Origin of the sequence: Parazoarcus communis (genome assembly GCF_003111645.1) — a bacterium.
Lineage (GTDB): Bacteria > Pseudomonadota > Gammaproteobacteria > Burkholderiales > Rhodocyclaceae > Parazoarcus > Parazoarcus communis_A.
On the sequence record NZ_CP022187.1, the window covers coordinates 3,418,296 to 3,442,139 of the forward strand.

At 64.2% G+C, this 23,844-nt stretch carries 22 protein-coding genes and 1 tRNA gene; 9 read left to right on the plus strand and 14 right to left on the minus strand.

Going from position 1 to position 23,844, the window contains the following annotated elements; genetic code table 11:
• The first annotated feature begins 4 nt into the window (after positions 1-4).
• The 4 genes from CEW83_RS15585 to CEW83_RS15600 are packed head-to-tail and all read left to right on the plus strand — an operon-like array spanning position 5 to position 4,004.
• Positions 5-880: a fumarate hydratase gene (locus CEW83_RS15585; RefSeq protein WP_108950154.1), complete on the plus strand. Its 876-nt coding sequence runs from the start codon at positions 5-7 to the stop codon at positions 878-880.
• Between the two features lie 2 nt (positions 881-882).
• The gene (locus tag CEW83_RS15590) at positions 883-1,497 is read left to right on the plus strand and encodes a fumarate hydratase C-terminal domain-containing protein (RefSeq protein WP_108950155.1); all 615 of its coding nucleotides are present in this window, start codon (positions 883-885) and stop codon (positions 1,495-1,497) included.
• Entirely contained in the window at positions 1,494-3,212 is a 1,719-nt protein-coding gene (locus tag CEW83_RS15595) for an L-aspartate oxidase (protein ID WP_108950156.1), read from the plus strand. The genes CEW83_RS15590 and CEW83_RS15595 overlap by 4 nt, the downstream gene beginning before the upstream one ends.
• Positions 3,213-3,263: 51 nt before the next feature.
• Positions 3,264-4,004 carry a sulfite exporter TauE/SafE family protein gene (locus tag CEW83_RS15600; protein WP_108950157.1) on the plus strand — a complete coding sequence of 247 codons (741 nt, stop codon included), beginning with the start codon at positions 3,264-3,266 and terminating at the stop codon, positions 4,002-4,004.
• A gap of 117 nt (positions 4,005-4,121) precedes the next feature.
• On the opposite strand, the gene CEW83_RS15605 is transcribed toward CEW83_RS15600, so the two are convergent.
• From CEW83_RS15605 to CEW83_RS15625, 5 genes are all read right to left on the minus strand, one after another.
• Positions 4,122-5,591, minus strand: coding sequence for an NAD-dependent succinate-semialdehyde dehydrogenase (locus CEW83_RS15605; protein ID WP_108951465.1), 1,470 nt, complete (start codon positions 5,589-5,591; stop codon positions 4,122-4,124).
• Positions 5,592-5,708: 117 nt separating this feature from the next.
• The gene (locus CEW83_RS15610) at positions 5,709-6,989 is read right to left on the minus strand and encodes a TRAP transporter large permease (RefSeq protein ID WP_108950158.1); all 1,281 of its coding nucleotides are present in this window, start codon (positions 6,987-6,989) and stop codon (positions 5,709-5,711) included.
• 9 nt (positions 6,990-6,998) lie between these two features.
• Complete coding sequence (locus CEW83_RS15615; protein ID WP_108950159.1) at positions 6,999-7,532, minus strand: TRAP transporter small permease; 534 nt, start codon at positions 7,530-7,532, stop codon at positions 6,999-7,001.
• An 84-nt stretch (positions 7,533-7,616) separates the two neighbouring features.
• Complete coding sequence (locus tag CEW83_RS15620; protein ID WP_108950160.1) at positions 7,617-8,843, minus strand: TRAP transporter substrate-binding protein; 1,227 nt, start codon at positions 8,841-8,843, stop codon at positions 7,617-7,619.
• 158 nt (positions 8,844-9,001) lie between these two features.
• Complete coding sequence (locus CEW83_RS15625) at positions 9,002-10,162, minus strand: iron-containing alcohol dehydrogenase (RefSeq protein ID WP_108950161.1); 1,161 nt, start codon at positions 10,160-10,162, stop codon at positions 9,002-9,004.
• A gap of 352 nt (positions 10,163-10,514) precedes the next feature.
• On the opposite strand from CEW83_RS15625, the gene CEW83_RS15630 reads away from it, so the two are divergent.
• Positions 10,515-11,438: a LysR family transcriptional regulator gene (locus CEW83_RS15630; RefSeq protein ID WP_108950162.1), complete on the plus strand. Its 924-nt coding sequence runs from the start codon at positions 10,515-10,517 to the stop codon at positions 11,436-11,438.
• A gap of 498 nt (positions 11,439-11,936) precedes the next feature.
• On the opposite strand, the gene CEW83_RS15635 is transcribed toward CEW83_RS15630, so the two are convergent.
• Positions 11,937-12,776: an exopolysaccharide biosynthesis protein gene (locus CEW83_RS15635; protein ID WP_234418860.1), complete on the minus strand. Its 840-nt coding sequence runs from the start codon at positions 12,774-12,776 to the stop codon at positions 11,937-11,939.
• On the opposite strand from CEW83_RS15635, the gene CEW83_RS15640 reads away from it, so the two are divergent.
• The gene (locus tag CEW83_RS15640) at positions 12,687-13,607 is read left to right on the plus strand and encodes a diacylglycerol/lipid kinase family protein (protein WP_108950163.1); all 921 of its coding nucleotides are present in this window, start codon (positions 12,687-12,689) and stop codon (positions 13,605-13,607) included. The two genes, CEW83_RS15635 and CEW83_RS15640, sit on opposite strands and share 90 nt — an antisense overlap.
• Positions 13,604-14,401, plus strand: coding sequence for a metallophosphoesterase family protein (locus tag CEW83_RS15645; RefSeq protein WP_108950164.1), 798 nt, complete (start codon positions 13,604-13,606; stop codon positions 14,399-14,401). Before CEW83_RS15640 ends, CEW83_RS15645 begins: the two co-directional genes overlap by 4 nt.
• Positions 14,402-14,903: 502 nt before the next feature.
• Here CEW83_RS15645 and CEW83_RS15650 read toward each other — a convergent pair.
• The 6 genes from CEW83_RS15650 to CEW83_RS15675 all read right to left on the minus strand — a co-directional run bounded on the left by CEW83_RS15650 (position 14,904) and on the right by CEW83_RS15675 (position 19,525).
• A tRNA-Arg gene (locus CEW83_RS15650) sits at positions 14,904-14,980 on the minus strand.
• A 104-nt stretch (positions 14,981-15,084) separates the two neighbouring features.
• Positions 15,085-16,317: a radical SAM family heme chaperone HemW gene (gene hemW / locus CEW83_RS15655; RefSeq protein WP_108950165.1), complete on the minus strand. Its 1,233-nt coding sequence runs from the start codon at positions 16,315-16,317 to the stop codon at positions 15,085-15,087.
• Positions 16,314-16,910, minus strand: a complete 597-nt coding sequence (gene rdgB, locus CEW83_RS15660) for an RdgB/HAM1 family non-canonical purine NTP pyrophosphatase (protein WP_108950166.1) — start codon at positions 16,908-16,910, stop codon at positions 16,314-16,316. The genes hemW and rdgB overlap by 4 nt, the downstream gene beginning before the upstream one ends.
• A 4-nt stretch (positions 16,911-16,914) precedes the next feature.
• Entirely contained in the window at positions 16,915-17,631 is a 717-nt protein-coding gene (gene rph / locus CEW83_RS15665; RefSeq protein WP_108950167.1) for a ribonuclease PH, read from the minus strand.
• Between the two features lie 17 nt (positions 17,632-17,648).
• Positions 17,649-18,566: a PP2C family protein-serine/threonine phosphatase gene (locus CEW83_RS15670; RefSeq protein ID WP_108950168.1), complete on the minus strand. Its 918-nt coding sequence runs from the start codon at positions 18,564-18,566 to the stop codon at positions 17,649-17,651.
• An 11-nt stretch (positions 18,567-18,577) separates the two neighbouring features.
• Positions 18,578-19,525: a serine/threonine protein kinase gene (locus tag CEW83_RS15675; RefSeq protein ID WP_108950169.1), complete on the minus strand. Its 948-nt coding sequence runs from the start codon at positions 19,523-19,525 to the stop codon at positions 18,578-18,580.
• 92 nt (positions 19,526-19,617) lie between these two features.
• On the opposite strand from CEW83_RS15675, the gene CEW83_RS15680 reads away from it, so the two are divergent.
• Positions 19,618-20,484, plus strand: coding sequence for a YicC/YloC family endoribonuclease (locus CEW83_RS15680; RefSeq protein WP_108950170.1), 867 nt, complete (start codon positions 19,618-19,620; stop codon positions 20,482-20,484).
• A gap of 4 nt (positions 20,485-20,488) precedes the next feature.
• Positions 20,489-21,379: an EamA family transporter gene (locus CEW83_RS15685; protein ID WP_108950171.1), complete on the plus strand. Its 891-nt coding sequence runs from the start codon at positions 20,489-20,491 to the stop codon at positions 21,377-21,379.
• A 4-nt stretch (positions 21,380-21,383) separates the two neighbouring features.
• On the opposite strand, the gene CEW83_RS15690 is transcribed toward CEW83_RS15685, so the two are convergent.
• Together CEW83_RS15690 and CEW83_RS15695 are read right to left on the minus strand one after the other, a co-directional pair.
• Positions 21,384-23,024, minus strand: a complete 1,641-nt coding sequence (locus CEW83_RS15690; RefSeq protein WP_108950172.1) for a nitric oxide reductase activation protein NorD — start codon at positions 23,022-23,024, stop codon at positions 21,384-21,386.
• Positions 23,008-23,808 (minus strand): CbbQ/NirQ/NorQ/GpvN family protein, encoded by an 801-nt coding sequence (locus tag CEW83_RS15695; RefSeq protein WP_108950173.1) that lies wholly within the window; start codon positions 23,806-23,808, stop codon positions 23,008-23,010. Before CEW83_RS15695 ends, CEW83_RS15690 begins: the two co-directional genes overlap by 17 nt.
• Positions 23,809-23,844 lie beyond the last annotated feature (36 nt).

The window sequence follows — 23,844 nt, forward strand, 5'->3', positions numbered from 1 at the left end:
CGCTATGAAAGTTGATTTGAACACCGTTGAAGAGGTCTCGAAAGAGCTCTACATCCGGGCACTGAAGCTGCTGCCTCCCGATATCAAGGACGGATTCACCCAGCTCGCCGCGACTGAAACCGGCGCGACGGCCAGGAGCGTACTCGCGACCATCATGACCAATATCGAGGTCGCCGAGAACACCAACAACATGCTGTGCCAGGACACCGGCGTGCCGATCTACAACGTGACGATCGGCGACGGCGTCGAGGTCAGCGGTCATGCGCTGATGCAGGCCATTCGCCGGGGCTGCGAACGTGCAACCCGCGAGCACCCGCTGCGCTCCTCAGTGGTGCATCCGCTGACGCGAAAGAACAATCACTCCTCGTGCGGCATCGAGGTGCCGGTGATTCACATCGACTATTCGGACACGCCGGACGAACTGACCATCAAGATGGTGCCAAAGGGCAGTGGTTCGGAGAACAACTCCTTCCTGAAGATGGCCATCCCCGCCGAGGGCATCGAGGCGATCAAGACCTTCGTCATCGACTGCGTGATCAACGCGGGCGGCAAGACCTGCCCGCCGACCATTGTCGGCGTTGGCCTCGGTGGCACCTCGGATCTGTGCGTCGCGCTCGCCAAGCGGGCCTCGACACGCCAGCTTGGCACTGTCTGCGCAGACCCTGAAGGTGCGAAGCTGGAAGCTGAGCTGTCGGCGGCAATCAACCGCCTCGGCGTCGGCCCGCAGGGGCTCGGCGGCGACTCGACGGCGTTTGCCGTGCATATCGAGCTCGCGCATACGCACATCACGATGAACCCGATCGCGGTAAACATGCAGTGCCATTCGGCGCGCCGCGCAAAGGCCACCCTCTCGCCGGCAGGCGTCACTTACGGATTCTGATCATGGCCCACTACGAACTCGAAACGCCGGTGAGCGAGGCGCAGATCCGCAAGCTTCGCGTCAACGACACCGTTACCCTGCACACAACCCTTTTCGGCATCCGCGATGCAACGCAGATCCACCTGTTCGATCTCGGTCGCAGCACGCGATTCGACCTGTCCGGCCACGCCGTCATCCATACCGCACCGAACGTGCGCAAGGTCGAACCGAGCACGGAATACCCGGCGGGCTACGCGCCGGTGTGTATCGGCACGACGACCTCCGATCGCATGGAGCGCTTCACCCGCCCGCTGATGACGCAATACGGCGTGCGCATGATCGTCGGCAAGGGCGGCATGCGTGAAGGTTCGCTTGCTGCGTTTGAGGAACTCGGCGGTGTCTATCTCGCGATCGTCGGCGGCACGGCCGCACTGGAGACCACCTGGATCGAGCAGATCGAGGATGTAGACCTCGATGATCTGAATCCGGAATCGCTGTGGAAATTCCGCATCCGGAATTTCGGGCCCCTGCTGGTGGCCATGGACAGCCACGGCAACAGCCTCTACAACGTCGTTCGCAGTGACGTCGAGCGCAACCGTGCCAGCGCGCTGGCCAGCCTGGGAGTCCAGTCGTCATGAGCATCAAGCGACTTTCCACCGACATCCTGATTCTCGGCTCCGGCGGTGCCGGGCTGTTTGCCGCCTTGCACGCGCATCAGCAGGCGCCGGAGCTGTCGATTACCGTCGCGGTCAAGGGCTTGCTTGGCAAATGCGGCTGCACGCGCATGGTGCAGGGCGGCTACAACGTCGCGCTGGCGACGGGCGACTCCGTCGAGCGTCACTTCATGGACACGATCGAGGGCAGCAAGTGGCTCTCCAATCAGGATCTGGCCTGGACCCTGGTCACGAAGTCGGTCGAGCGCATCCACGAACTCGAGAACGAACTCGGCTGCTTCTTCGACCGCAACCCCGACGGCACGGTGCATCAGAAGGCGTTCGCAGGTCAGACCTTCGACCGCACGGTGCACAAGGGCGACCTGACGGGCATCGAGATCATCAACCGCCTGGCCGAGCAGGTCTGGTCACGCGGGATCAACCGGCTCGAAGAGCACCGGGCAGTCGATCTGATCAAGACGGCCGATGGCAAGTCACTTGCCGGGGTGCTGATGATCGACATGCGCAGCGGCGAGTTCGTGTTCGTTCAGGCGAAAGCGGTGCTGCTTGCAACCGGCGGCGGGCCAACCATGTATCGCTTCCACACGCCGTCTGGCGACAAGAGCTGCGACGGTCTGGCAATGGCGCTGCGCGCAGGGCTGCCGCTGCGGGACATGGAGATGGTGCAGTTCCATCCGACGGGACTGCTCGCCGGCACCCACACGCGGATGACGGGAACCGTCCTCGAAGAGGGCTTGCGCGGCGCTGGCGGCTGGTTGCTCAACGGCAACAAGGAGCGCTTCATGGCGAACTATGACCCACGCGAAGAGCGGGCGACGCGCGACATCGTTTCGCGCTCGATCTTCTCGGAGATGCGCGCGGGCCGCAAAACGCCGAACGGCGGGGCATACATCCAGATGAGCCACCTCGGGCCTGAGAAGGTGCGCAAGCAGTTCAAGGGCATGGTCGATCGCTGTGCAGACTGCGGCTTCGATCTTGCCGGCGATCTCGTCGAGGTGGTGCCGACCGCGCACTACATGATGGGTGGCCTGGTTTTCCGTCCTGACTGTACGACACATCTGACCGGGCTGTTTGCGGCTGGGGAGGATACCGGCGGCGTGCATGGGGCCAATCGCCTCGGCGGCAATGGTGTTGCCAACTCGACGGTATTCGGCGGCATCGCCGGCGACAGCATGGCCCAGTGGGTCAAGGACAGCCCGGCGGAGCGCGCTCCCGACGAGGCGGCGATCATGCGCAGCATCGCCGCGCATGAGGCGCCGCTCAAGCAGCCCTCAGGTGATCTCGAGGCCATTCGTGAAGCGCTCTACGAATGCATGTGGACCGACGTCGGCATTCTGCGCGACGCTGCCGGGCTTACTCGCGCACAGGCGAAACTTGCCGAACTGGACGCCGAACTGTCCAGCGCGGGCGTGGGCACCGAGGATCGCAGCTTCAATCTGACCTGGCATGACTGGCTCAATCTCAAGAGTCTGGTTTCCGTCAGCAAGGTCATCGCAAAGGCGGCACTCGCCCGGGAGGACTCGCGCGGTGCGCATTTCAGGGAGGATTTCCCTTCGACCAGCGATCTCGAAGCGTCGTCGTATACCGTCGCGCGCCTGGTCGGTGAAGAAATCGTCCTGGCGCGGGAAGCCGTCCAGTTCTCCCGCGTTCGACCGGGGGAGTCCTTGCTTGAGGCCTGATCCGGCTGGCCGGGGATCGTCACCGCGCAGCACGCACGGCGTGGTGTCGCGATGACGGTTCCCTATGACACGATTCTCTTCGCCGCCCTCATCATCACTTCGGCCTTCGCAGTCTTCGGACTCACGGGGTTCGGGTCATCGATTGTGGCGGTGCCCTTTCTCGCGCAGTTCTTTCCGCTGCACTTCGTGGTGCCGCTCATGGCCTTGCTTGAGCCGTGTGTGGCACTGCTGTTCGGGACTCGAAACCACCGGGCGGTGAGCAGGCCCGAGATTCTGCGCATGCTGCCGTTCCTGCTGTGCGGCATGGCGGTTGGAAGCATCGTGCTTGTGACGGTACCCGAACAGATCCTTCTGTTTGGTCTGGGCGGCTTCGTGCTCGCCTACGTGTGCTGGACACTGCTGTCGAAGCCAGGCGAGCAGCTGGCTTCCGCCGCCTGGGCCGCCCCGAGCGGCCTGGTCGGCGGCATGTTCAGCGCCGTGTTCGGCACCGGCGGGCCGGTCTATGTGATGTATCTGGCGCGTCGGCTGCGGGACAAGGACACGCTCCGTGCCACCATCGCCATCGCAATACTGTTGAGCGGTCTTGTGCGACTGGCGATTTTTTCGGTGTCCGACCTGTACCACAGCGAAGTGCTGTGGCTGGCTGCAATGCTCATCCCGTGCGCCTTGTTCGGCCTCTACGCCGGAACCCTGCTGTACCGGCGACTGCCCGCCCGCAGGGTCGTGCATGCAGTCTATGTCGTCCTTGTGGTTGGCGGACTGAACCTGATTGTCCGTGCCGCCGGGATGTGACGCACAAGGCCTGTCCAAGCCTTGTTCATGCGCGCATCGCGTTCCGTCTTGCCACTTCTGTTCTGTCTGACCTGAGCCACGCCCATTGCCGGCCCGGCAATGGGCGTGGGCGTTTGATCAGCCCAGTCCGCCCTCGCAGACGTACTTGATGTGCTGGTAGTCGGCAAGACCATGCACCGACCCCTCGCGGCCATAGCCGGACTCCTTGACGCCACCGAAGGGGCCAGCCTCTGAGGCCACCGCGCCCTCGTTGACGCCGACGATGCCCGTCTCCAGCGCCTTGGTCACGCGCCAGATCCGCTTCGCGTCGTTGGTGTAGAAGTAGGCTGCGAGGCCGTAGGAGGTGTCGTTGGCGAGTGCGATCACGTCTGCTTCGTCGGTGAATCGTGTCACCGCCACCACCGGGCCGAAGGTCTCTTCGCATGCGCAGGCCATCGTTGCGTCCGCGTCGGTGAGCAGCGTGGGGGCGTAGAACTGCGGCCCAAGTTCCGTGAGGCGACGTCCGCCGGTCACCAGGCGTGCGCCCTTGGCCAGGGCGTCGGCCACATGGGCCTCGATCTTGGCCACCGCACGTTCATTGATCATCGGGCCGATCTGGGAATCTGCCTGCGCAGCCGGGCCGACCTTCAAGGCCTCGATGCGCGCGCGAAGCCGGCTCATGAACGCGTCGTGCACCGACGCATGGACGAAGACCCGGTTCGGGGAGACGCAGGTCTGACCGCCGTTGCGGAACTTGGAAACCATCAGGCCCTGGACTGCCGCATCCAGGTCCGCATCCTCGAAGACGATGAAGGGGGCGTTGCCGCCGAGCTCGAGCGAGACCTTCTTGAGCGTATCGGCCGAGCGGCGCGCCAGATGCTTGCCGACAGCGGTGGAGCCCGTGAAGCTGATCTTGCGCACGCGGGCGTCGTCGAGCCAGGCGTCCACGACCTCGGGGGTGCGATCGCGCGACGCGGTGACGATGTTCAGCACGCCGGCCGGGAAGCCAGCTTCTGCGGCGAGCCCGACCAGGGCCAGCGCGCTCAGGGGCGCGTCCTCCGCCGGCTTGCACACCACCGTGCAGCCTGCGGCCAGCGCCGGCGCGATCTTGCGCGCGATCATCGCCGCCGGGAAATTCCACGGTGCCACTGCGGCGACGACGCCGACCGGTTCCCGCAGCGCCAGCATTCGCCGTCCCGGGACCGGAGCGGGAATGACATCGCCGTTGGCGCGCGTGGCTTCTTCGGCAAACCACTCGATGTAGCTGGCCGCGTACATGACTTCGGCGATTGCCTCAGCCAACGGCTTGCCCTGCTCACGCGACAGAATGCGGCCGAGGTCGGCCTTGTGAGCGACGACGAGATCGTTCCAGCGCTTCAGGCATTGCGCACGTTCCTTCGCCGGTACCTCGCGCCACGTGGCAAAGGCCGCATGCGCAGCATCCGCCGCGGCGCGTGCATCCGAGGCCCGCCCATCGGGCACTTGCGCGACCAGGCTCCCGTCGGCCGGATTGGTGACGTCGAGCACACGGTCGCAGTCGGACAACCACTTTCCGTCAATGTAATGGGCGCTGCGTTGCAGCTGCGGATCTTCGAGGGCGAGTGTCATGCGTGTCTCCTGTGCGCCGGTCGCGGCCGGCGAGATGTTGTGAATGGAAATTTCATGCGTTGAAGGCACCATCAGCTACGGCGGCCTCAGCCGCCGCAGTTGATGGTGCGGGAAGCATCAGTTGACGCTCAGACCGAGCGACAGCCAGGGCACGAAGGCGATGAGCAGCCACGCGATGACCAGACCGACCATGTACATCACCGCGAAGCGCACCAGCTTGGAGTACGGGATGCCGGTGACGCCGCTGGCGACGAACAGGTTGAGGCCAAACGGCGGGGTGATGAAGCCGATGGCGGCGCCGACGAGGAAGATCACCGAGAAATGCACCGGATCGACACCCGTTGCGACGGCTATTGGCGCCAGGATGGGGGCGAAGATCACCGTCACCGGGAGGCTTTCGAGAATGCAGCCTGCGGCCATGACGATTGCCATGCACACCAGCAATACCACCGTATCGCCACTTCCGAACCAGGCGATGAAGTCCGCCACGGTGTCGGCCACACCCAGCAGGCCGAACACCTGCTGCATGACAATGGACACGGCGATCATCGGCGCCAGCATGCCAGTGAGCTGACCCGAGCGCAGCAGAATGTCAGGCAGGGCTTTCCACTTGATTTCGCGGGTAATCAGCAGGCCCGCGACCAGGCAGAAGCCGACCGTGATCGCTGCGGCTTCGGTCGGCGAGAAGATGCCCGAGTAGATGCCGAAAATGACGATGAAAATCGCAAAGAAGCCGAGGTAAGCCTGCCGTGCCGTGCGGAACACGCGCTTCATGTCGAGCGGCGTAACCGAGCCCCAGCCGTGCTTCTTGCACATCCACCAGCACACCGCCTGCATCGCGATCACCATCAGCATGCCGGGCAGGATGCCGGCGACGAACAGGTCGGAGATCGACAGGTTCATCAGGAAGCCATACACGATGAAGATGATCGACGGCGGAATGATGATCCCGACCGTGCCGCCTGCTGCTGCAGTTGCTGCGGCAAACCGGCTGTCGTAGCCGTCGGCCTTGAGCAGCGGATGCATGATGCCGCCGATGGTCGCCGTGGTGGCCGAGTTCGAGCCCGAGATGGCCGCAAACAGCCCGCAGGAACCGATCGTCGCCAGCCCCAGGCCGCCGCGCATCCAGCTCAGGCAGGCATGTGCAAAGTTGGCCAGGCGGGTGGCGATGCCCGCGGAGGCAATCAGGTCGCCCGTCAGGATGAAGAGCGGTAGCGACAGCAGGCCGAAGAAGTTCAGACCCTCGAACAGGGTGACGCCAATATTGGCGAGGGTGAAATCGATGACGAGCGAAACGCCCGTGACCCACAAGGCGATGACCAGGAAGATCGGCACGCCGACGAGGAACAGACCGACGACGCCCAGCGTGACCAGGGTAATGAGTAATGAGTTGTCCATGATGATTCCTCAGTCGCCGCCAATGGTCTGAATATCAACCATGAAGGGCTCATGCCGGCGGAAGCGTCCGATGTCTTCGTACAGGTTCTGCAAGGCGCGAAACATCAGCAGGATCCAGCCGACGGGCGTGGCGAGGTAGAACCACCATTGCATGACGTTGTCCGTGCCCTGCACGATGGAGAAGTTGTCATAGGCGAGCTGAGTCTGTTCGATGGTGAACCAGGCAACGATGGAGCCAAAGCCGATCCACAGGATGGTGTCGAGCCACATCATGGCGAACTGCATGCCGTAGGGCATGCGCAGACGAAAGTCGTTGAACACCAGGTGCGTGCGCTTCTTGACGTTGTACGCACAGCCGACCCACGCCACCCACAGGAAGAGGTAGATCGGGATCGAGGTGCTCCATGGAATCTGGGTACTGAAGACATAGCGTTCGAAGACCGCATACACGATGATCAGGGCCATGCTGGAGTATGCGATCAGGATGAGTGTGCGTTCGGTGTTGCGGTCAAGCCACCGAAGTAGCGACATCAGGTAGGACATTGGAGTGGCTCCGGAAACACGACGGTGAACGCCGACCCCGCACTGGGCGGGGTCGGCAGTCTGTTATCTGCGGGCTTGCGCCAGTCAGGCGGTCTGCCACCAGCGGCGTGCCTGGACGTCGGCTACTGCGGTGTTCTTCGGGATCTCGCGCGCGATGTCGAAGATTTCCTTGTACACGTCCTGGCCACCCGACATCTTGGACAGACGCTCGCGCCACTCTTCCCACGGCTTGGGGTTGTACTCGGGGGAGCACATCTTTTCGGCCTTGAGAATTTCCGCATCGGAGAGCGTGGCCACACGCACCTTGTTCTTGCCGAACACGGTGTCCGGGCCGGGGTTGGGGACTGCACCAACGACGTCGATCAGTGCCTTTTCCTGCTCGCGCTGGGTGTATTGCTGGGCGGCGAACGAGGTTTCCATCACCACGTCCTGCAGGTTTGACGGCAGCTTTTCGAAGGTCTTGTTGTTCATTGCGGTGTGTTCCGTGCCGCAGAAGAACTTCAGATCCACCGCCTGCGACAGCACGGGCGCCATGTTGGCGTAGGCGGCTGCACCCATCCAGGTTTCTGCGCCATCGATCAGGCCTTGCTTGAGGCCGTCGAGGGTTTCTTCCCAGGAGATCGGTACCGGGTTGAGGTTCATCAGCTGCATCGCGATGCGCCCGAGCTGGGTGCCGGTGACGCGGTTCTTGGTGCCGGCGAGCTGCTCCACGCTGGTGATCAGCGGTGCGTCGGCGAATTTCTTGCCGAGCATGATGCCGCGCAGTTCGCAGTGGCTGTAAAGGAACTGGATGTTGTGACGCTTGCGCATCGGCTCGCGGAACAGCTTTTCGCTCTTCGGGTGATAGAGGAAGTAGTGCTGTGCGGCGCGCGACGGGAACATGTACGCGAAGTCGAGCACGTTGTAATACGGTGCCGCGCCAGCCGAGTTCTGCGTGCTGGCCGAGAACAGGTCGATGATGCCCTGCTGGGTTTTCTTGACGCAGTCGAGCTGGTTGCAGATGGCGTTGCTGCCGATGAACTCGATCCTGAGCGCGCCGTTGCTGCGTTTCTCAAGTTCCTGCGCGAACCACAGCTGGCCCGATTCCTGGATCTTCAGGTTCTCTTCGTTGAACCCGGCTGCGCCAAACTTGAGTGTATACAGCGGGCTACTGGCGTTGCGTGCGTCGGCCGTTTGCGATGCGGCCCTTGCCAGACCACTGAGCGTGAGCGGCCCTGCGAAGCTGGCGGCGGCGATAACGGTGGACGTCAATCCATATCGGCCGGCAATGCGAAAGAATCCACGGCGATCGATCGGTGTGTCTTTTGCCATTTGAGTGTCTCCTCTAGGTGGCGGGTGGACATAAGAGCCCCTTGAAGTGCTGGGCTTATAGTCATTTTTTGCTTCAGGGCTACCGCAGCGATCCAGTTCTTGGTTGCGCGACTGATTCGTGCGCTGCGGTGATCGGCGAAGTTCCGCCGGAATTTGCGTTACATGGATGCGTGGAGCATGTGCCGGTAGTCGTCCGCTGATGCGAGCCGGGGGTTCAGCTTGTGACAGTGATCGGCCAGTGCGCCGTCGATCACGCGGTTGAAGCAACCGGTCTCGACCCCCATGGCCGCGAGCCCGCTGGGCAGACCGAGTTGCCGGTTCATGGCCTTGATGGTCTCGCCAAGTGCGTGTGCGGCCTGCTCGGCCGATTGCATCTGCCCCAGTCCCATGGCTGCCGCCATGCGCTCGAGACGACGCTCCCGCACCACTGATTCAGCCTGCGCGTTGAACTGGATCACGGCAGGAAGGAACATGGCGTTGAGGGTGCCGTGGTGCAAGCCGGGATTCACGCCGCCAAGACTGTGACTGAGCGAATGGACGCAGCCCAGGCCTTTCTGAAATGCCAGCCCGCCCTGCATCGACGCGCTCATCATCTGCAGCCTTGCCTCGACGTTTCCGCCTTCAAGCGTCGCGGTCTCGATGTTTGCCCAGCCTCGCTCCAGCCCATCCAGGGCGATGCCGTCGGCTGGCGGATTGAATGCGGGCGCCATGAAGGCCTCCATGCAATGCGCGATGGCATCCATGCCGGTGGCTGCGGTCAGGGACGGCGGCAGGCCGAGCGTGAGATCCGGGTCGAGAATCGCCAGTCGGGGCATCAGGTGCCACGAGTGAAAGCCCAGTTTGCGTCCGTCCTCGACAATCACGATCGCGCCCCGTGCCACCTCGCTGCCGGTACCCGCGGTGGTGGGTACTGCAATGAGCGGCCACACGCGCTCAGTTATCAGGGGTGAGCCGCCTTCGATGGTGGCGTAGCGTGCCAGGGGGCCTTCGTGAGTTGCCGCGATGGACACGCCCTTGGCGCAATCAATCGATGAACCGCCACCCAGCGCGATCAGACCATCACACTGGTGTGCTCTCGCCACCGCCAGTGCCTCGCGGACGGCGGCCTCCGTCGGGTTGGACGGCGTAGCGTCGAACACGGCAACATTGTCGACGCCTCCGAGCTCCTTGAGGGCACGGTCGACAAGACCTGCGGCGCGAACGCCTGCATCGGTGACGAGCAGGGGCCGCCGCATGCCGATGCTTGCACAGCCGGAAGCAAGGTGCCGAAGCGCACCCGCTTCAAGCTCCATTGTGTTGAGGTAGCGAATCTGGGCCATATTCATTGTCTCCGGAACAAGTTGGGTAATGGGTCAGGCCGTGCAGCGCTGCAGGCCGGCATCAAGGCTGACCATTGGAATGAGGCTATCTGCCGGCGAGGCTGGGGCCGAGCGTTCGTGACACCGTCTTTCGCGGCGCACGAGGTATGAGGTCGCCCACCTTCTGGCCTCGCCAGACGGTGAAAGGGGGACTCTGAGAGCGGCCGTCTTTTTCTCATACGCGTCTCGTTCTGTACATTGCCGGATCGTTCTTGTTCGCCTTTCGCCAACGTGTGCATTGTGGGATTCAGTATCTGAAAACAAAAGCTAGTCTTTATTTTCCTTAGATAAAGAATCGCTTTATTATTGTGCGATGCCTTCCATTCGCACTTTCAAGACCTTTCTCGCTGTGGCCCGCCACGGCACGTTCGCCGCCGCCGGCAAGGAGATCGGCCTGACGGCCGCTGCCGTTGGCCTGCAGATCCGTGGCCTGGAAGAGGAGCTCGATCAGGTGCTGTTCGACCGCGGGCCGCGATCCGTCGTGCTCAACGTGGCGGGGCGCAACATCATTCCGGAGATCGAGGAACTCGTGCTGCGCTACGAAGCGCTGGCCGCCGGGGGCGACAGCGACGAACTGTCGGGCACGGTCGTCATGGGAGCCCTGGTGTCGGCCCTGATGGGCGCCTTCGCCGACGCTCTGTGGAGCGTCAAGCGCGAGCATCCGCAGCTGAAAGTGCGCCTGTTCGCCGGCATGTCGAGCGACTTTGCGTACAAGGTGGAGCACGGCGAAATCGACGCCGCGGTCGTCACCCAGTCGCCCCGGTCGCTGCCCACCAGCCTTATCTGGACGCCCCTCTACACCGAGCCGATGGTGCTGATCGTGCCGCGCCAACCCCATTTCACGCTGCCGGACACGCCACTGGACATCCTGCGCCGGGCGCCCTTCATCCGTTTCGACCGCCATACCTGGACCGGCGATCTGGTCAAGGACGTACTCAGTCAGTGCAAGGTGAAGGCGTGCGACGAGATGGAGCTCAACTCCGTAGAGGCCATTATCGAGATCGTGCGCCAGGGCTTTGGCGTTTCCATCGTGCCGCAGCTGACCAACGTACATTGGGAGCGCGACCAGGACCTCAGCGTCATCCCCTTGCCCGGCATCGAAGTGGAGCGCCGGGTAGGTCTGCTCGAGCGCACACGCCATGGCCGCATGCGCTTCACCGCGGCAATCAAGGAATACTTCCGCGAGGGTGGCTCACGTGTCGCCGCGCGTCAGAAACTGTCCAGCCGCGCGCGTTGAATATCATCCACGGGGAGTGGCTACGCGCCAGTGCACTGACTGCGATCCGCAGTAGTGCAGCGGGTCTGCTCGGGGCTCCTCTTGCGCGGCAGACCCTCAAACGGTTCGTCCTTTGTTGTGATGACCTTGCCGCCGCTGGAGACGTTGCCAGCCAAGTTGAAGAGATCGACACATCGGTCGACTCTGCACCGGCAATGTTCGCGACATCTGTGGCGACGATGCGCACCGTGTTGCCCGCCATGCCATCGGGGCAGCGAACTGCAGCCAGCTCGAACAGACATTAGGGAAGGCGTAACGGCGCAATGCACACAGATACCGACGACGCAGATAGGTCAGGGACCCTTGACTCACGAGGGCCTTTGAGTGCGCCGGAAAGTAGCGCTCACAACGAATAGCAGGCATACGAAGCCAGCGCGGCACGCTGGCAGTTAAGCGGACCCACTGAGCTTGGCGAGTCGCGGGTTTCTTGCTCTGCACCCTCAGTGCAAAGTTCTGAAACTAGTGACCAAGAGTCAGCCCTGTCCGCGACAGCAACTCGCTGATGGCGACCGTGCCGCCCCACCAGAGCAGCACAACCGAGGCCGCCGCGGCCAGCGTCACGACATAACCGGCCAACAGCATCAGTCCGTCACGAAGACGCAGCCCCCAGGAGATCAGGACGATGGCAAGCGCCGGGAGCACATTGTCAAAAGTGATAATGGGTACGGGGGCCATCATCGACAGCCCTGCGACGCAAAGCATCATCCCGTTAACAAAACGCGCCGGTTTGTCGCTCAAGCGCAGCATGCGCGGTCGCCCCCAGAGCGCGATGACTCCGGTGACCCGGCTGATCATGCGCTCGAGCATCCTCTTGAAGCGTTCGTTCAATTCTCTTTTCGCAAGCCAGGCGGGCAATGGCAACGGTTTGCCACTAAACAGCCCGAATGCGATCAGGACGCAGAAAGCCCCGACCACCGAAGCCATGCCTGGAAGCGCGATCGGGAAAAGGAGTGGCGTTGCCAGCAGGCTCAACCAGACCACGCGTTGCCGGTTGCTCTGACCCACGGCACCGGCCATCGTGCCGTTCATCGACGCCACTTGCGACCCGGCAATCCGTTTTACGCTGGCCTGTCTTTTGTCTTTCATGACCGCTAGACTCTGCTCGAAATCATTGGCAATTCCGACTGTCGATACCCTTCGAATGTTCCCAGAGGTGCCGCCCTGATCAAGTCGCAGCACGAGATTTCGGCCCCCCGCGTTGATCCAGCGATGGCCCTGCTGTTCGTGATCAATGCCGGCGCTGGCGCCCTCGATCTGGAGGCCAAGCGTGCCGTGATCGAACGGGCTCTCGCTGCGCATGAACGGAAGGGCGAGCTGTTGAGCTGCGGACCGGCTGATCTGGCGCGCGTGGCCACCGAGGCCGCGTCGCTCGCTGCGGCGCGCGGGACGGCAGTGGTCGCGGTCGGTGGCGATGGCAGTCTGAATACCGTGGCGCAGGCCGCACACGCAGCCGGTTGCCCAATGGGTGTCATTCCTTATGGCACGTTCAATTATTTTGCCCGGACGCACGGTATCGCCACTGCCCCGGACGCGGCGGCGCGACAGCTCATGATTGCGAGCCCGACGCCCGTGCAGGTGGCGGCGATGAATGAGCGGCTGTTTCTTGTCAACGCCAGTCTTGGCGCCTACCCCGAGCTTTTACAGGACCGTGAGGCCTGGAAAGCACGCTTTGGTCGCAGCCGCTGGGTGGCGTTCGTCGCGGCTTGTGCGACCTTGCTGCGCGCGCAGCGCCGTCTGCGCCTGCATATCGACACCGGCTCTTCGGTTCGAGATGTGCAGACGCTGACCCTGTTCGTGGGTAACAACCGCCTGCAGCTGCAACAGTTCGGGGCCGAGCCGGCAGACACCGTTGCCGGTACGCCCGGCGACGGCAGCATGGCTGCACTGATGCTGCGGCCCATCGGTACGATGTCGATGCTCGGATTGATGCTGCACGGGGCCATGGGCAGGCTCGGGGAGGCTGCCGGTGTGGAGAGTTTCGAGTTCACGCAGATGGTGGTGAGGCCGAGGTTGGCATCTCGGCGAAAAGAGTTTGTGGTGGCGTTTGACGGAGAAGTGGCACGGATGCGTGCGCCTATCGACATTCGTGTGCTGGATAAGCCCTTGTACCTGCTCAAGGCCGCGTCATGAGCGTGCTGCTGCACATTTCCGACACGCATTTTGGCACCGAGCAGCCGCGGGTAGTGGAGGCCTTGGTTACCCTGGCCGCGCAGCAACGTCCAGATCTGGTGGTGCTGTCGGGTGACATCACGCAACGTGCGCGACCCGCTCAGTTTCGCGCGGCAAAGGCTTTCGTCGATCGGCTGGATGCACCGGTTCTGGCCGTGCCGGGCAACCACGACATTGCGCTGTTCAATCTGTGGGTGCGCTTCACCCGCCCTTATGCACGTTACGCAAAGGTCTTCGGACCCGATCTTGAGCCCGTGCATGTATCGCAGGATCTCCTCGTCATTGGAGTCGATACCACGCGCGCATGGCGGTTCAAGAACGGCAAGGTAACTGCGGAGCAGGTTGATCGTGTGGCACGCTGGCTAGAGGGGGCCAGCGCGCGGCAGTTGCGTGTGGTGGTGGTGCATCAGCCTGCCGCCGTGATCAAGGCCGCGGATCGCGCGGATCTGTTGCGCGGCCACCAAGTGGCTTTGCGGGCCTGGTCAGCAGCCGGGGCAGACCTCGTGCTGGGCGGGCACATCCATCTGCCCTACACGCTGGCACAGCATGGTTTGTCGCGGCCACTCTGGGTGGTCCAGGCGGGTACTGCAGTCTCGTCGCGCGTGCGCGGCAGAGTGGGTAATTCGGTCAATATCCTGCGCTGGGGAACGTCGACCGGTACAGGAAGAAACTGCCTCATCGAACGGTGGGACTATGCGCTGAACGAGGATGCCTTCGTTCGTACGCTGGTTACAGGGGTTGAGCCCGCGCGCTGAGGGATCTGTCAGTTGCTCGATTTGGTCGATGCTTCGGCACATTTCCCGCCAGCTGATTTCATCCGGCAGACGCTTTACGAGATTCGCATGCGGCTTGAGGTTTCTCTTGCAGCACTATCTCACCGTGTCGAATGGATACCAGAGCCTGACCTTGCGTTTGAAGCATCGAGCGGTCACTGGCGGCTGAGCGCGATAGCAGACTGTCTGGTCGACAAACTTCGATCTCCTAGAATTCACCGGAATGACGGCTCATCGCGATCGAGATCTTGATCGCCGAGAATTTGGCGCAGGTCACCGGCAATGGAAGACGCTCTCTACGAGATCTACCCGAACGCACCGCGCTGACTGCTGCTTTCTTTTTGGCACGGAGAGCAGGCGTCAGATCTGGACGATGCGAATAGAGCGGGAGTGTTGGTGGGCTCAGCTTGGGCACGAAATGGGCACAGCGTGGGCACAAATACAAAATGGGTTAGGTCGCTACGACCTAACCCATTGATAAATATGGCGCGCCCGAGACGATTCGAACGTCCGACCCCTGCCTTCGGAGGGCAGTACTCTATCCAGCTGAGCTACGGGCGCAGAGTGGGCCGGTCAGAACGACCAGCGCACGAAGGCCGGAAGGATATACCGCTTCGCGGGGGAAGTCCATTCGGCCTTCGTGCGTCAAGGGAGCGGTGTGGGGGTCAGTCGCGCAGGAAGACCTGCAGCAGGTCGTTGAGAAAGCGGCGGCCTTGCTCGGTGGGGCGCAGGGTGTTGTTGGCGGTGTCGAGCAGGCCGCGTTTGCGGGCGTCGATGAGTTCGGCTTCGATGCTGGCCAGCGGCAGGCCGGTGCGTTCGGCGAACAGGGTTTGGGGTACGCCGTCGGTGAGGCGCAGGGCGTTCATCATGAACTCGAAGGGGAGTTCGGTGGTGCCGACGTCGCGGCGCTCCTGGATGAAGTCGCCTTTGGCGGCGCCTTCGAGGTAGCGGCCGGGGTGCTTGTGGCGCATTTCGCGCACGATGCCTTCGTGGCTGGAGAGCTTGCCGTGGGCGCCGGGGCCGACGCCGAGGTAGTCGCCGAACGCCCAGTAGTTGAGGTTGTGGCGGCATTCCTGGCCGGGGCGGGCGAAGGCGGAGGTTTCGTAGTGCCTGAAGCCGGCGTCGGCCAGGCGCGCTTCGATGGCGTCCTGCATGTCGGCGGAGAGATCGTCGTCCGGCAGCGAGGGCGGCGTGTGGGCGAAGGGCGTGTTGGGTTCGAGCGTGAGGTGGTAGCACGACAGGTGGCTGACGCCGGTGGCGAGCGCGGTGTCGAGGTCCTTGAGTGCGCCTTCGAGCGTCTGCTCGGGCAGGGCGTACATCAGGTCGAGGTTGATGCGCTCGAAGTGCTGCTGGGCGATGTCGATGGCACGGCGCGCTTCACCGCTGTCGTGGATGCGCCCGAGGCGCTTGAGCATGGTGTCGTCGAAGCTCTGGATGCCGATCGACAGCCGGTTGATGCCGGCGGCGCGGTAGTCGCGAAAGCGCTCGGATTCGAAGGTGCCGGGGTTGGCTTCGAGGGTGATCTCGGCCATCGGGTCGAGCTGCAGGCGCATGCGCAGGGCGACGAGCAGGCGGTCGAGGGTGGCAGCAGACATCAGGCTGGGGGTGCCGCCGCCGATGAAGATGCTCAGCACGCGCCGGCCCCAGACCTGCGGCAGGGCGGATTCGACGTCGGCGATGACGGCATCGAGCCACGCATCCTCGGGCAGGCTGCCGTCGCTGCTGCGGCTGGTGTGCGAGTTGAAGTCGCAGTACGGGCATTTGCGCACGCACCACGGGAAATGCACATACAGCGACAGCGGGGGCGAGGCGCTGAGCTGGGGTCTTTCGATGGTGTCGGGGCGGGCGCTGACGGCGGCCGGAGCCGGCGCCAGCGGGATGATGCGGCGTTCGCTCACAGCGGATGGGCGGCGAGGCGGTCGAGCAGGTGACGCATGGCCGCGCCGCGATGGCTGAGCGCGTTCTTGAGCCCGGCGTCGAGTTCGGCGGCGGTCTGTTCGAGTTCGGGCAGCCAGAACAGCGGGTCGTAGCCGAAGCCACTGTCGCCACGCGGCGCTTCGAGGATTTCGCCGTGCCATTCACCGTCGGCGATCAGCGGGCGTGGGTCCTGAGCGTGACGCACGAGGACGACCGCGGAATAGAAATACGCGCTGCGGTCGGTCTCGTTGGCGAGTTTGTCGAGCAGCAGCAGATTGTTGCGTGCATCGGATTTCGGCTCACCGGCGAAGCGCGCCGAGTGCACGCCGGGCGCGCCACCGAGCGCGGTGACGCACAGACCGGAGTCGTCGGCGATGGCGGGCAGGCCGGTGGCCGCAGAGGCGTGGCGGGCCTTGGCCAGCGCGTTTTCGACGAAGGTGGGGTGGGGCTCCTCGGCTTCGGACACGCCGAGCACGGATTGCGGTACCACCTCGATGCCGAGCGGCGCGAGCAGGGCCTGCATTTCGGCGGCTTTCTTGGCGTTGTTGCTGGCGAGAACGAGACGCTGGCTCATGGTTTCAACCCCTTAGTGCAGCCTGTTGCAGTTCGGTCAGACGACCGATGCCGGCCTCGGCGAGATCGAGCAGGGCGTTGAGTTCGGTGCGCGAGAAGGCGGCGCCTTCGGCCGTGCCCTGCACTTCGATGAGACCGCCGGCGCCGGTCATGACGACATTCATGTCGGTGTCGCAGTCGGAATCTTCATCGTAGTCGAGGTCGAGCACAGGTGTGCCCTTGTAGATGCCGACCGACACGGCGGCCACGAAGTCGGTCATCGGACTGGCGGCAAGCTTGCCGTCGGCGACCAGCTTGTCGAGCGCATCGCGCACCGCGACGCAGGCGCCGGTGATGGCAGCCGTGCGGGTGCCGCCGTCGGCCTGCAGCACGTCGCAGTCGATGGTGATCTGGCGTTCGCCCAGTGCGGTGAGGTCGACCACGGCGCGCAGGCTGCGGCCGATCAGGCGCTGGATCTCCTGGGTGCGGCCGCTCTGCTTGCCCTTGGCCGCTTCACGCGCGCTGCGGGTATGGGTGGCGCGCGGCAGCATGCCGTATTCGGCGGTGAGCCAGCCCTGACCCTTGCCGCGCAGGAAGCCCGGTACGGTTTCTTCCACGCTTGCCGTGCACAGCACGCGGGTTTCACCGAACTCGACCAGCACCGAGCCTTCGGCGTGACGGGTGAAGCCGCGGGTGATGCGGACGGGGCGGAGTTGATCGGGCTTGCGTTGACTGGGTCGCATTGCAGATTCCTGTTGCTTTACTTGGTGAATTTCTTGATGGCCGAGTTGATCTCGGAGATGGCGCGTTCGATTTCGTCGTCGGTGAGGTCTGCCGCGCTGACAGGGCTACGGGTGCGCTGGAAAGCTTCCATCTGCGTGGTGAAGTCGTGCAGGGCCATGGTCTGGGTGGATACCGAGTCGGGCACGGCTTCGCCCAGGTCGTCGTGCCAGCACATGGTGACCATCGACAGGTTGTCGCAGGTTGCGCCGGCAAGCGTCTCGGCCTCCGACATGAGCTTCGGAACGGCCTCAAGCAGATTGGTTCCGGTCAGGCCGCGCAGCAGGCCCTGATTGCCCACTGGCCCCCATACGCCGTCCGAGCAGATGGCGATGATGTCGCCGTCCTGCAGCAGGGTGCGGCGGGAGAACTCGATCTGCGGCGGGTGGGTGCCACCCAGGCAGGAGTAGATGCGGTTTCGCCCGGGGTGGGTCGCCGCGCCTTCTGCGTCGAGCAGGCCCTGATCCATCATCAGCTGCACGCGCGAGTGGTCGCGGGTCTGCACGTTGATCTTGCCCTGGCGCAGCAGGTACAGGCGCGAGTCGCCGGCATGGGCCCAGTGCGCGTAGCCTTCCTGCACCACGCAGACGACGATGGTCGTGCGCGGCGCCTCGGGCAGATTCTTGTCGAGGGCGTAGTCGAGGATGGCATGGTGCGCGCTCGACAGCACCCGCGACAGGAACAGTGCCGGGTCCTCGAGCTTGGGCTGGGCCTCGCGCTGGAAGGCCTGGGTGATGTACTGCACGGCAATATGGGAGGCGACCTCGCCATGCAGATGGCCGCCCATGCCGTCGGCGAGCACCATGATCAGGGCGTCGCGCGAGTAGCAGTAGGCAATGCGGTCCTGATTGGTCTTGCGTTTGCCGATACGGCTTTCCTGAAAGATGGTGAATCTCACGACGTGCTCCCTCAGCCCTTGCCGATGAAGGTTTTGAGCCGGGACCCGAGGTCGGTGAACCAGGTCGCCGGCATGGCTTCGCCCGCCTGCTTTTGCATCAGCGCCTTCTGCAACGAATAGACGCTTTGCGGACGTTTCAGGGGGTCGAGGTGCAGGCACCACTCGACCAGTTCCAATAGCTGTTCAGAATACTTGCCGGCATGCGTTTTTGATACCGGTTGTACGGTATCGCGCTTGATGCGCTCGTCAGAACGCAGCGGGGCAGTGCCGACGATGCAGGCATACATGCTGGCGCCGACACTGTAGATGTCGCTCCAGGGGCCAAGGGCTTCGCGGTTGCCGAACTGCTCGGGCGAGGCGAAGCCGGGGGTGTACATCGGCTTGAGCATCGGCTGCTCGAGCGCCAGCGTCTGGCGTGCGGCGCCGAAGTCGAGCAGCACCGGCGTGCTGTCTGCACGCAGGTAGATGTTCGATGGCTTGATGTCGAGGTGCAGCAGCTTGTGCGCATGCACTTCGCGCAGGCCGTTGAGCATGCGGGTGAACACGCCGCGGATGAAGCGCTCGCGCACCTCGCCCTTGTGCTTCTGGATGTAGTCGTGGAGGGTCCGGCCGCGCTCGAACTGCATCACCATGTACACCGTCTGGTTGGCGCGGAAGAAGTTGAGCACGCGCACAACGTTGGGATGCATCAGCTTGGCCAGCGAGCGCCCTTCCTCGAAAAAGCACTTCATGCCGTAGCGGAAGGCGGGCTGGTTTTCGTCCGAGACCTGCGGTTCGATCTCGCCGTCCTTGCGCAGGGCGAGCGAGTTCGGCAGGTACTCCTTGATCGCGACCGGCGTGCCGTCGGTATCGTAAGCGAGATACACAATGGAGAAGCCGCCGAGCGATAGCTGGCGCTCGATCTTGTAATGATCGAGTTGAAAGCCGGAGGGGAGTGCGCAGTTTGCTTGAGGCGGCATCTTCGAGGGCGCTAATATTCGGCTTTCCGCAGCTTTTCCTGACAGGGCCCTGCAGTGTAAACGATCGCAGCAGGTTCCCGGAGACCCTACCCATGATTCACAGCATGACAGGCTTTGCGGTGCAAACCCGTGACCTAGGCCCCGTTAGCCTTCATCTTGAGCTGCGCAGCGTCAACTCCCGCTATCTGGACCTCAACTTCCGCATTGTCGAAGACCTGCGCCAGGCCGAGCCCGCGATTCGCGAGCAGATCACCGGCCGCCTCAGCCGCGGCAAGGTCGAGTGCCGTCTGAACCTGCAGACCAACAATGCCGCACCGCGCACGCTGGCGCTCAACAGCGGCCTGCTGGCCCAGCTCGCGGATGCCCAGACCAAGGTGCAGGCGCAGTTTCCGTCGGCCAAGCCGATGTCGGTGGGCGAGCTGCTGCGCTGGCCCGGCATGCTGGCCGATGATGGCGTGACCTTCGAGCAGATGCAGCCGGCCATTGCCGAGCTGGCGCGCGCGGCGCTCGACGAGCTCGTTGCCACCCGTGGGCGCGAGGGCGAAAAGCTGGCGGAGATGATCCGCGAGCGCATCGCGCGCATGCGTGAGCTGGTGGCGATCGCCACGCCGCGCATGCCGGCGATCGTGGTCGAGTATCAGAACAAGCTCACCGCCCGCCTGCGCGATGCGGTGGCCACGCTGGACGAAGATCGCATCCGTCAGGAAGTTGCGCTTTACGCGCAGCGTATCGACGTTGCCGAAGAGCTGACCCGCCTCACCACCCACCTCGACGAACTCGAGCGCATCCTCAAGGCAGGGGGTTCGGCCGGCAAGCGCCTCGACTTCCTGATGCAGGAGCTCAATCGCGAGGCCAACACCCTGGCTTCAAAATCACCGGCAACCGACATCACGGCGGTGGCGATGGAGATGAAGGTGCTGATCGAACAGATCCGCGAGCAGGTTCAGAACCTGGAGTAGAAAAATGACCCCGCGCGACTTGCTGCTGGCCATGTTGGTGGTTGTGGTGTGGGGTGTGAATTTCGTGGTCATCAAGGCCGGCGTGTCCGAGCTGCCCCCATTGCTGCTCGGCGCCTTGCGCTTTGTCGCCGCGGCCTTCCCGGCGGTGCTGCTGTTCCGCCGCCCGAACGTGCCCTTGCGCCTCTTGCTGGCCTACGGGCTGACGATTTCGGTGGGGCAGTTCGCCTTTCTGTTCACCGCCATCCATGTCGGCATGCCGTCCGGCCTGGCGTCGCTGGTGCTGCAGTCGCAGGCCTTCTTCACCATGCTCTTCGCCGCCTTCTGGCTCAAGGAGACGTGGCGTCCAAGCCAGCTGGGCGGGCTGGTGCTGGCGGCCTGCGGCCTGGCGCTGATCGGGTCCGCCCACGGCGTGAGCATGCCGCTCGGCGGCTTTCTGCTGACCCTGCTGGCTGCGTCGATGTGGGCCGCTGGCAATATCGTGACGCGCGAGATCGGGCGCCACGGTCCGGTGGACATGCAGGCGCTGGTGGTGTGGGCCAGCCTGGTACCGCCGCTGCCGTTCCTGCTGCTGTCGCTGCTGATCGAGGGGCCGACGACCATTGGTGACGCGCTTGCCGCGTTCAGCCTTCAGTCTGCCGCAGCCATCGCCTATCTTGCCTGGGTTGCAACCTTGCTGGGTTATGGCATCTGGAGCCGCCTGTTGTCGCGCTACCCGGCCAACGTGGTGGCGCCCTTCTCGCTGCTGGTGCCGGTGGTCGGCCTGACGACGGGCTGGATCGTCTATGGCGAAGCATTGCAGCCGGTGCACTTCGCCGGCGGCGCGCTCCTGATGGCGGGGCTTGCGGTCAATCTGTTCGGCGCACGAATCATGGCGCGCTTGAGGCGGATGGCTTGAGCCTTCAGCGTCGGCCCAGTTGCTCGTGCAGTTGTGTCAGTGCCCGCGACAGGGCCGCAGGGCGCAGCACGGTGCGGTAGTTGCCATGGCCGAACACCCGGCGCAGGGCGTCGCCGGCCTGGCTGTCGAGCGCGAGGCAGAAGACATGGATGCCCGCCTTGCGCGCTTCACGCACTGCGGCGGCGGCGTCTTCACGCAGGTAGGCGTCGTCAAATACGTCGATGTCCGAGGCTTCGCCGTCGCTGAGCAGTACCAGATGCCGGCTGCCTTCGTGCTCGTCACGCATGCACGTCACCGCATGGCGGATCGCTGTACCCATGCGGGTGGAGTGGCGCGCGTGCACGCCGCGCAGCGTCTGCTCGAGTCGTCCGGGATCGCCCATGCCGAATTCGCTCAGGCGCAGGTAATCGACCTGCTCGCGGGTGTTGGACGAAAAGCCGTGCACCGCCACCCGGTCGCCGCTGCGGATGGCCGCCGCCTGCAGCGCGATGGCGGCTTCACGCTCGAGATCGAGCACGGTGGTGCCATCGGCGTCGATCACATCGTTGGCTGAGGTGGACAGGTCGAGCAACAGCAGCAGGCTTCGGCGGCGCGGGCTGCGGCCGCTGCGGCGGTGGATGCGCGGCTCGGGTGGCACGCCGATGCGGCGGTCGATCATCAGCTCGGTGGCCGCGTCGAGGTCGATGTCCTCACCCTCCTGCTGCCTGCGCAGGCGTACCCGGTGATCCAGTTGCGTCACGCGGTGGGGCGCGGTTCCGGAGCGGTGCCGGGTGGCGGCGTGGGGCCCTGCTGGAGGCGGCGTGCTGCGCTCGACCACGGTGCTCCAGCGCACGCGCTCGCGCTCGAGCCGGTAGTCCCATTCCGGGTAGGGGTAGCGGGCGAGAATGATCTCCTGCGGCGACACGCTCCGGGTGCTGCGGCTACCCGCCGGGGCGGAAGGGGCGTCGACACTGGCCGTGGCCTGCTCGCCTGTCTTGTCGAACATCCACAGATAGCTGTTGTCGTCGCCGTGGGCATAGGGGACGGCATAGCCCTGCAGGTTCATCCGCACCCGCATCTGACCAAGGTCGTTGGCGAGCACCGAGGCGACGGCGCGCAACGCGGCCGGATCGTCGAGTCGTGCGGCCTGCGCTTCGAAAAGGCCCCGACCCTTGCTGACCCAGTAACCGTCGTCCTCGTGGCTGGGGTCGAGCAGCGCCAGGTGAAGCCGGGCGACGAGGTCGGAAAAGCTGCCCTCCGGACCTTGCGGCTGCCGGCAGGCGAGCCTGGCCTGGTGCAGCAGCGGAGCGCGCAGCCCCGGGTAGCGTGCGATCAACAGACGCTCGACGCGAGCATCCTCGATGGTCGAGGCCATGGCGATACCCATCGGCTTGAGCTTGCCCACAGCCTGCGCAGCGGGCGAGAACAGCAGGTGGGCGGCCGCGTGCGCGATTGCGGCAAGGCGCAGGTCATTGTCGGCGTCGACCGGCAGCAGGAGCTTGTCGGCGCGCAGGATCGGGCGAGGCTGTTCCGATACCGGCTGATCGGACGTAAGCCATTGAACGTCTATCCGGCGGCCGCTCAGCGCGTCGATGAGGTAGCCGAGGGACTCCAGGCTGCGCGAAGCGGTATCCGCCGCAGGCAAGGACTCAGCCGAGGCAGGCATCCACGATGTCCTGCAGGGCCTGACGCAGATCGGGGTCGTCGGTGATGGCGCTGGTCATGGCCATGTGGCAGCTCTCGGCCGCTGGCAGCCCATCGCGGATGAGCACGCCGGCATAGACCAGCATCCGGGTGGAGACACCTTCGTCCAGGCCGCGGGCACGCAGCGCGCGCGAGTGACGGGCGATATCGACCAAGGTGGCGGCAAGCGCGGGTTCGATTCGAGCCTCGTGGGCGACGATTTCGGCTTCGGCGGTTGCGTCCGGATAGTCGAACTCGAGTGCGGCAAAGCGCTGGCGGGTGGAGGGCTTGAGGCTCTTCGCACTGCTCTGGTAGCCCGGGTTGTAGGACACCACGAGCTGGAAATCCGGATGTGCCGTGACCACTTCACCCTTGCGGTCGAGCGGCAGCTTGCGCCGCGAGTCGGTGAGCGGGTGGATCACCACGGTGGTGTCCTGGCGCGCTTCGACCACTTCGTCGAGGTAGCAGATGGCTCCGCGGCGGGCGGCCACGGTCAGCGGGCCGTCGTGCCAGTGGGTGCCGTCGGCGTCGAGCAGGAAACGCCCGACGAGGTCGGCTGCGGTCATGTCTTCGTTGCAGGCGAGGGTGATCAGCGGCTTGCCCAGGCGCCAGGCCATGTATTCGACGAAGCGCGTCTTGCCACAGCCGGTGGGCCCTTTCAGGATCAGGGGCAGGCGGTGGGCGTAGGCGTGCTCGTAGAGCGCGATCTCGTGGCCGACCGGACGGTAGTAGGGTTCTGCGCTGAAACGGTAGTCTGAGAGGTCCATTTTTGCTGGTCAGAAAGGCAGGATGGAGGGGAGACC

Excerpts from the sequence above, each read along its gene's own strand:
- CEW83_RS15695 (WP_108950173.1), bottom strand. The coding sequence starts at position 23,808 with ATGGACCTCTCAGACTACCGTTTCAGCGCAGAACCCTACTACCGTCCG.
- CEW83_RS15630 (WP_108950162.1), top strand. The coding sequence starts at position 10,515 with ATGCCTTCCATTCGCACTTTCAAGACCTTTCTCGCTGTGGCCCGCCAC.
- rdgB (WP_108950166.1), bottom strand. The coding sequence starts at position 16,910 with ATGAGCCAGCGTCTCGTTCTCGCCAGCAACAACGCCAAGAAAGCCGCC.
- CEW83_RS15605 (WP_108951465.1), bottom strand. The coding sequence starts at position 5,591 with ATGACACTCGCCCTCGAAGATCCGCAGCTGCAACGCAGCGCCCATTAC.
- rph (WP_108950167.1), bottom strand. The coding sequence starts at position 17,631 with ATGCGACCCAGTCAACGCAAGCCCGATCAACTCCGCCCCGTCCGCATC.
- CEW83_RS15620 (WP_108950160.1), bottom strand. The coding sequence starts at position 8,843 with ATGGCAAAAGACACACCGATCGATCGCCGTGGATTCTTTCGCATTGCC.
- CEW83_RS15645 (WP_108950164.1), top strand. The coding sequence starts at position 13,604 with ATGAGCGTGCTGCTGCACATTTCCGACACGCATTTTGGCACCGAGCAG.
- CEW83_RS15585 (WP_108950154.1), top strand. The coding sequence starts at position 5 with ATGAAAGTTGATTTGAACACCGTTGAAGAGGTCTCGAAAGAGCTCTAC.
- CEW83_RS15640 (WP_108950163.1), top strand. The coding sequence starts at position 12,687 with ATGGCCCTGCTGTTCGTGATCAATGCCGGCGCTGGCGCCCTCGATCTG.
- CEW83_RS15615 (WP_108950159.1), bottom strand. The coding sequence starts at position 7,532 with ATGTCCTACCTGATGTCGCTACTTCGGTGGCTTGACCGCAACACCGAA.
- CEW83_RS15595 (WP_108950156.1), top strand. The coding sequence starts at position 1,494 with ATGAGCATCAAGCGACTTTCCACCGACATCCTGATTCTCGGCTCCGGC.
- CEW83_RS15610 (WP_108950158.1), bottom strand. The coding sequence starts at position 6,989 with ATGGACAACTCATTACTCATTACCCTGGTCACGCTGGGCGTCGTCGGT.
- CEW83_RS15690 (WP_108950172.1), bottom strand. The coding sequence starts at position 23,024 with ATGCCTGCCTCGGCTGAGTCCTTGCCTGCGGCGGATACCGCTTCGCGC.
- CEW83_RS15680 (WP_108950170.1), top strand. The coding sequence starts at position 19,618 with ATGATTCACAGCATGACAGGCTTTGCGGTGCAAACCCGTGACCTAGGC.
- CEW83_RS15635 (WP_234418860.1), bottom strand. The coding sequence starts at position 12,776 with ATGCGCAGCGAGAGCCCGTTCGATCACGGCACGCTTGGCCTCCAGATC.
- CEW83_RS15600 (WP_108950157.1), top strand. The coding sequence starts at position 3,264 with ATGACGGTTCCCTATGACACGATTCTCTTCGCCGCCCTCATCATCACT.
- CEW83_RS15685 (WP_108950171.1), top strand. The coding sequence starts at position 20,489 with ATGACCCCGCGCGACTTGCTGCTGGCCATGTTGGTGGTTGTGGTGTGG.
- CEW83_RS15625 (WP_108950161.1), bottom strand. The coding sequence starts at position 10,162 with ATGGCCCAGATTCGCTACCTCAACACAATGGAGCTTGAAGCGGGTGCG.
- CEW83_RS15590 (WP_108950155.1), top strand. The coding sequence starts at position 883 with ATGGCCCACTACGAACTCGAAACGCCGGTGAGCGAGGCGCAGATCCGC.
- CEW83_RS15675 (WP_108950169.1), bottom strand. The coding sequence starts at position 19,525 with ATGCCGCCTCAAGCAAACTGCGCACTCCCCTCCGGCTTTCAACTCGAT.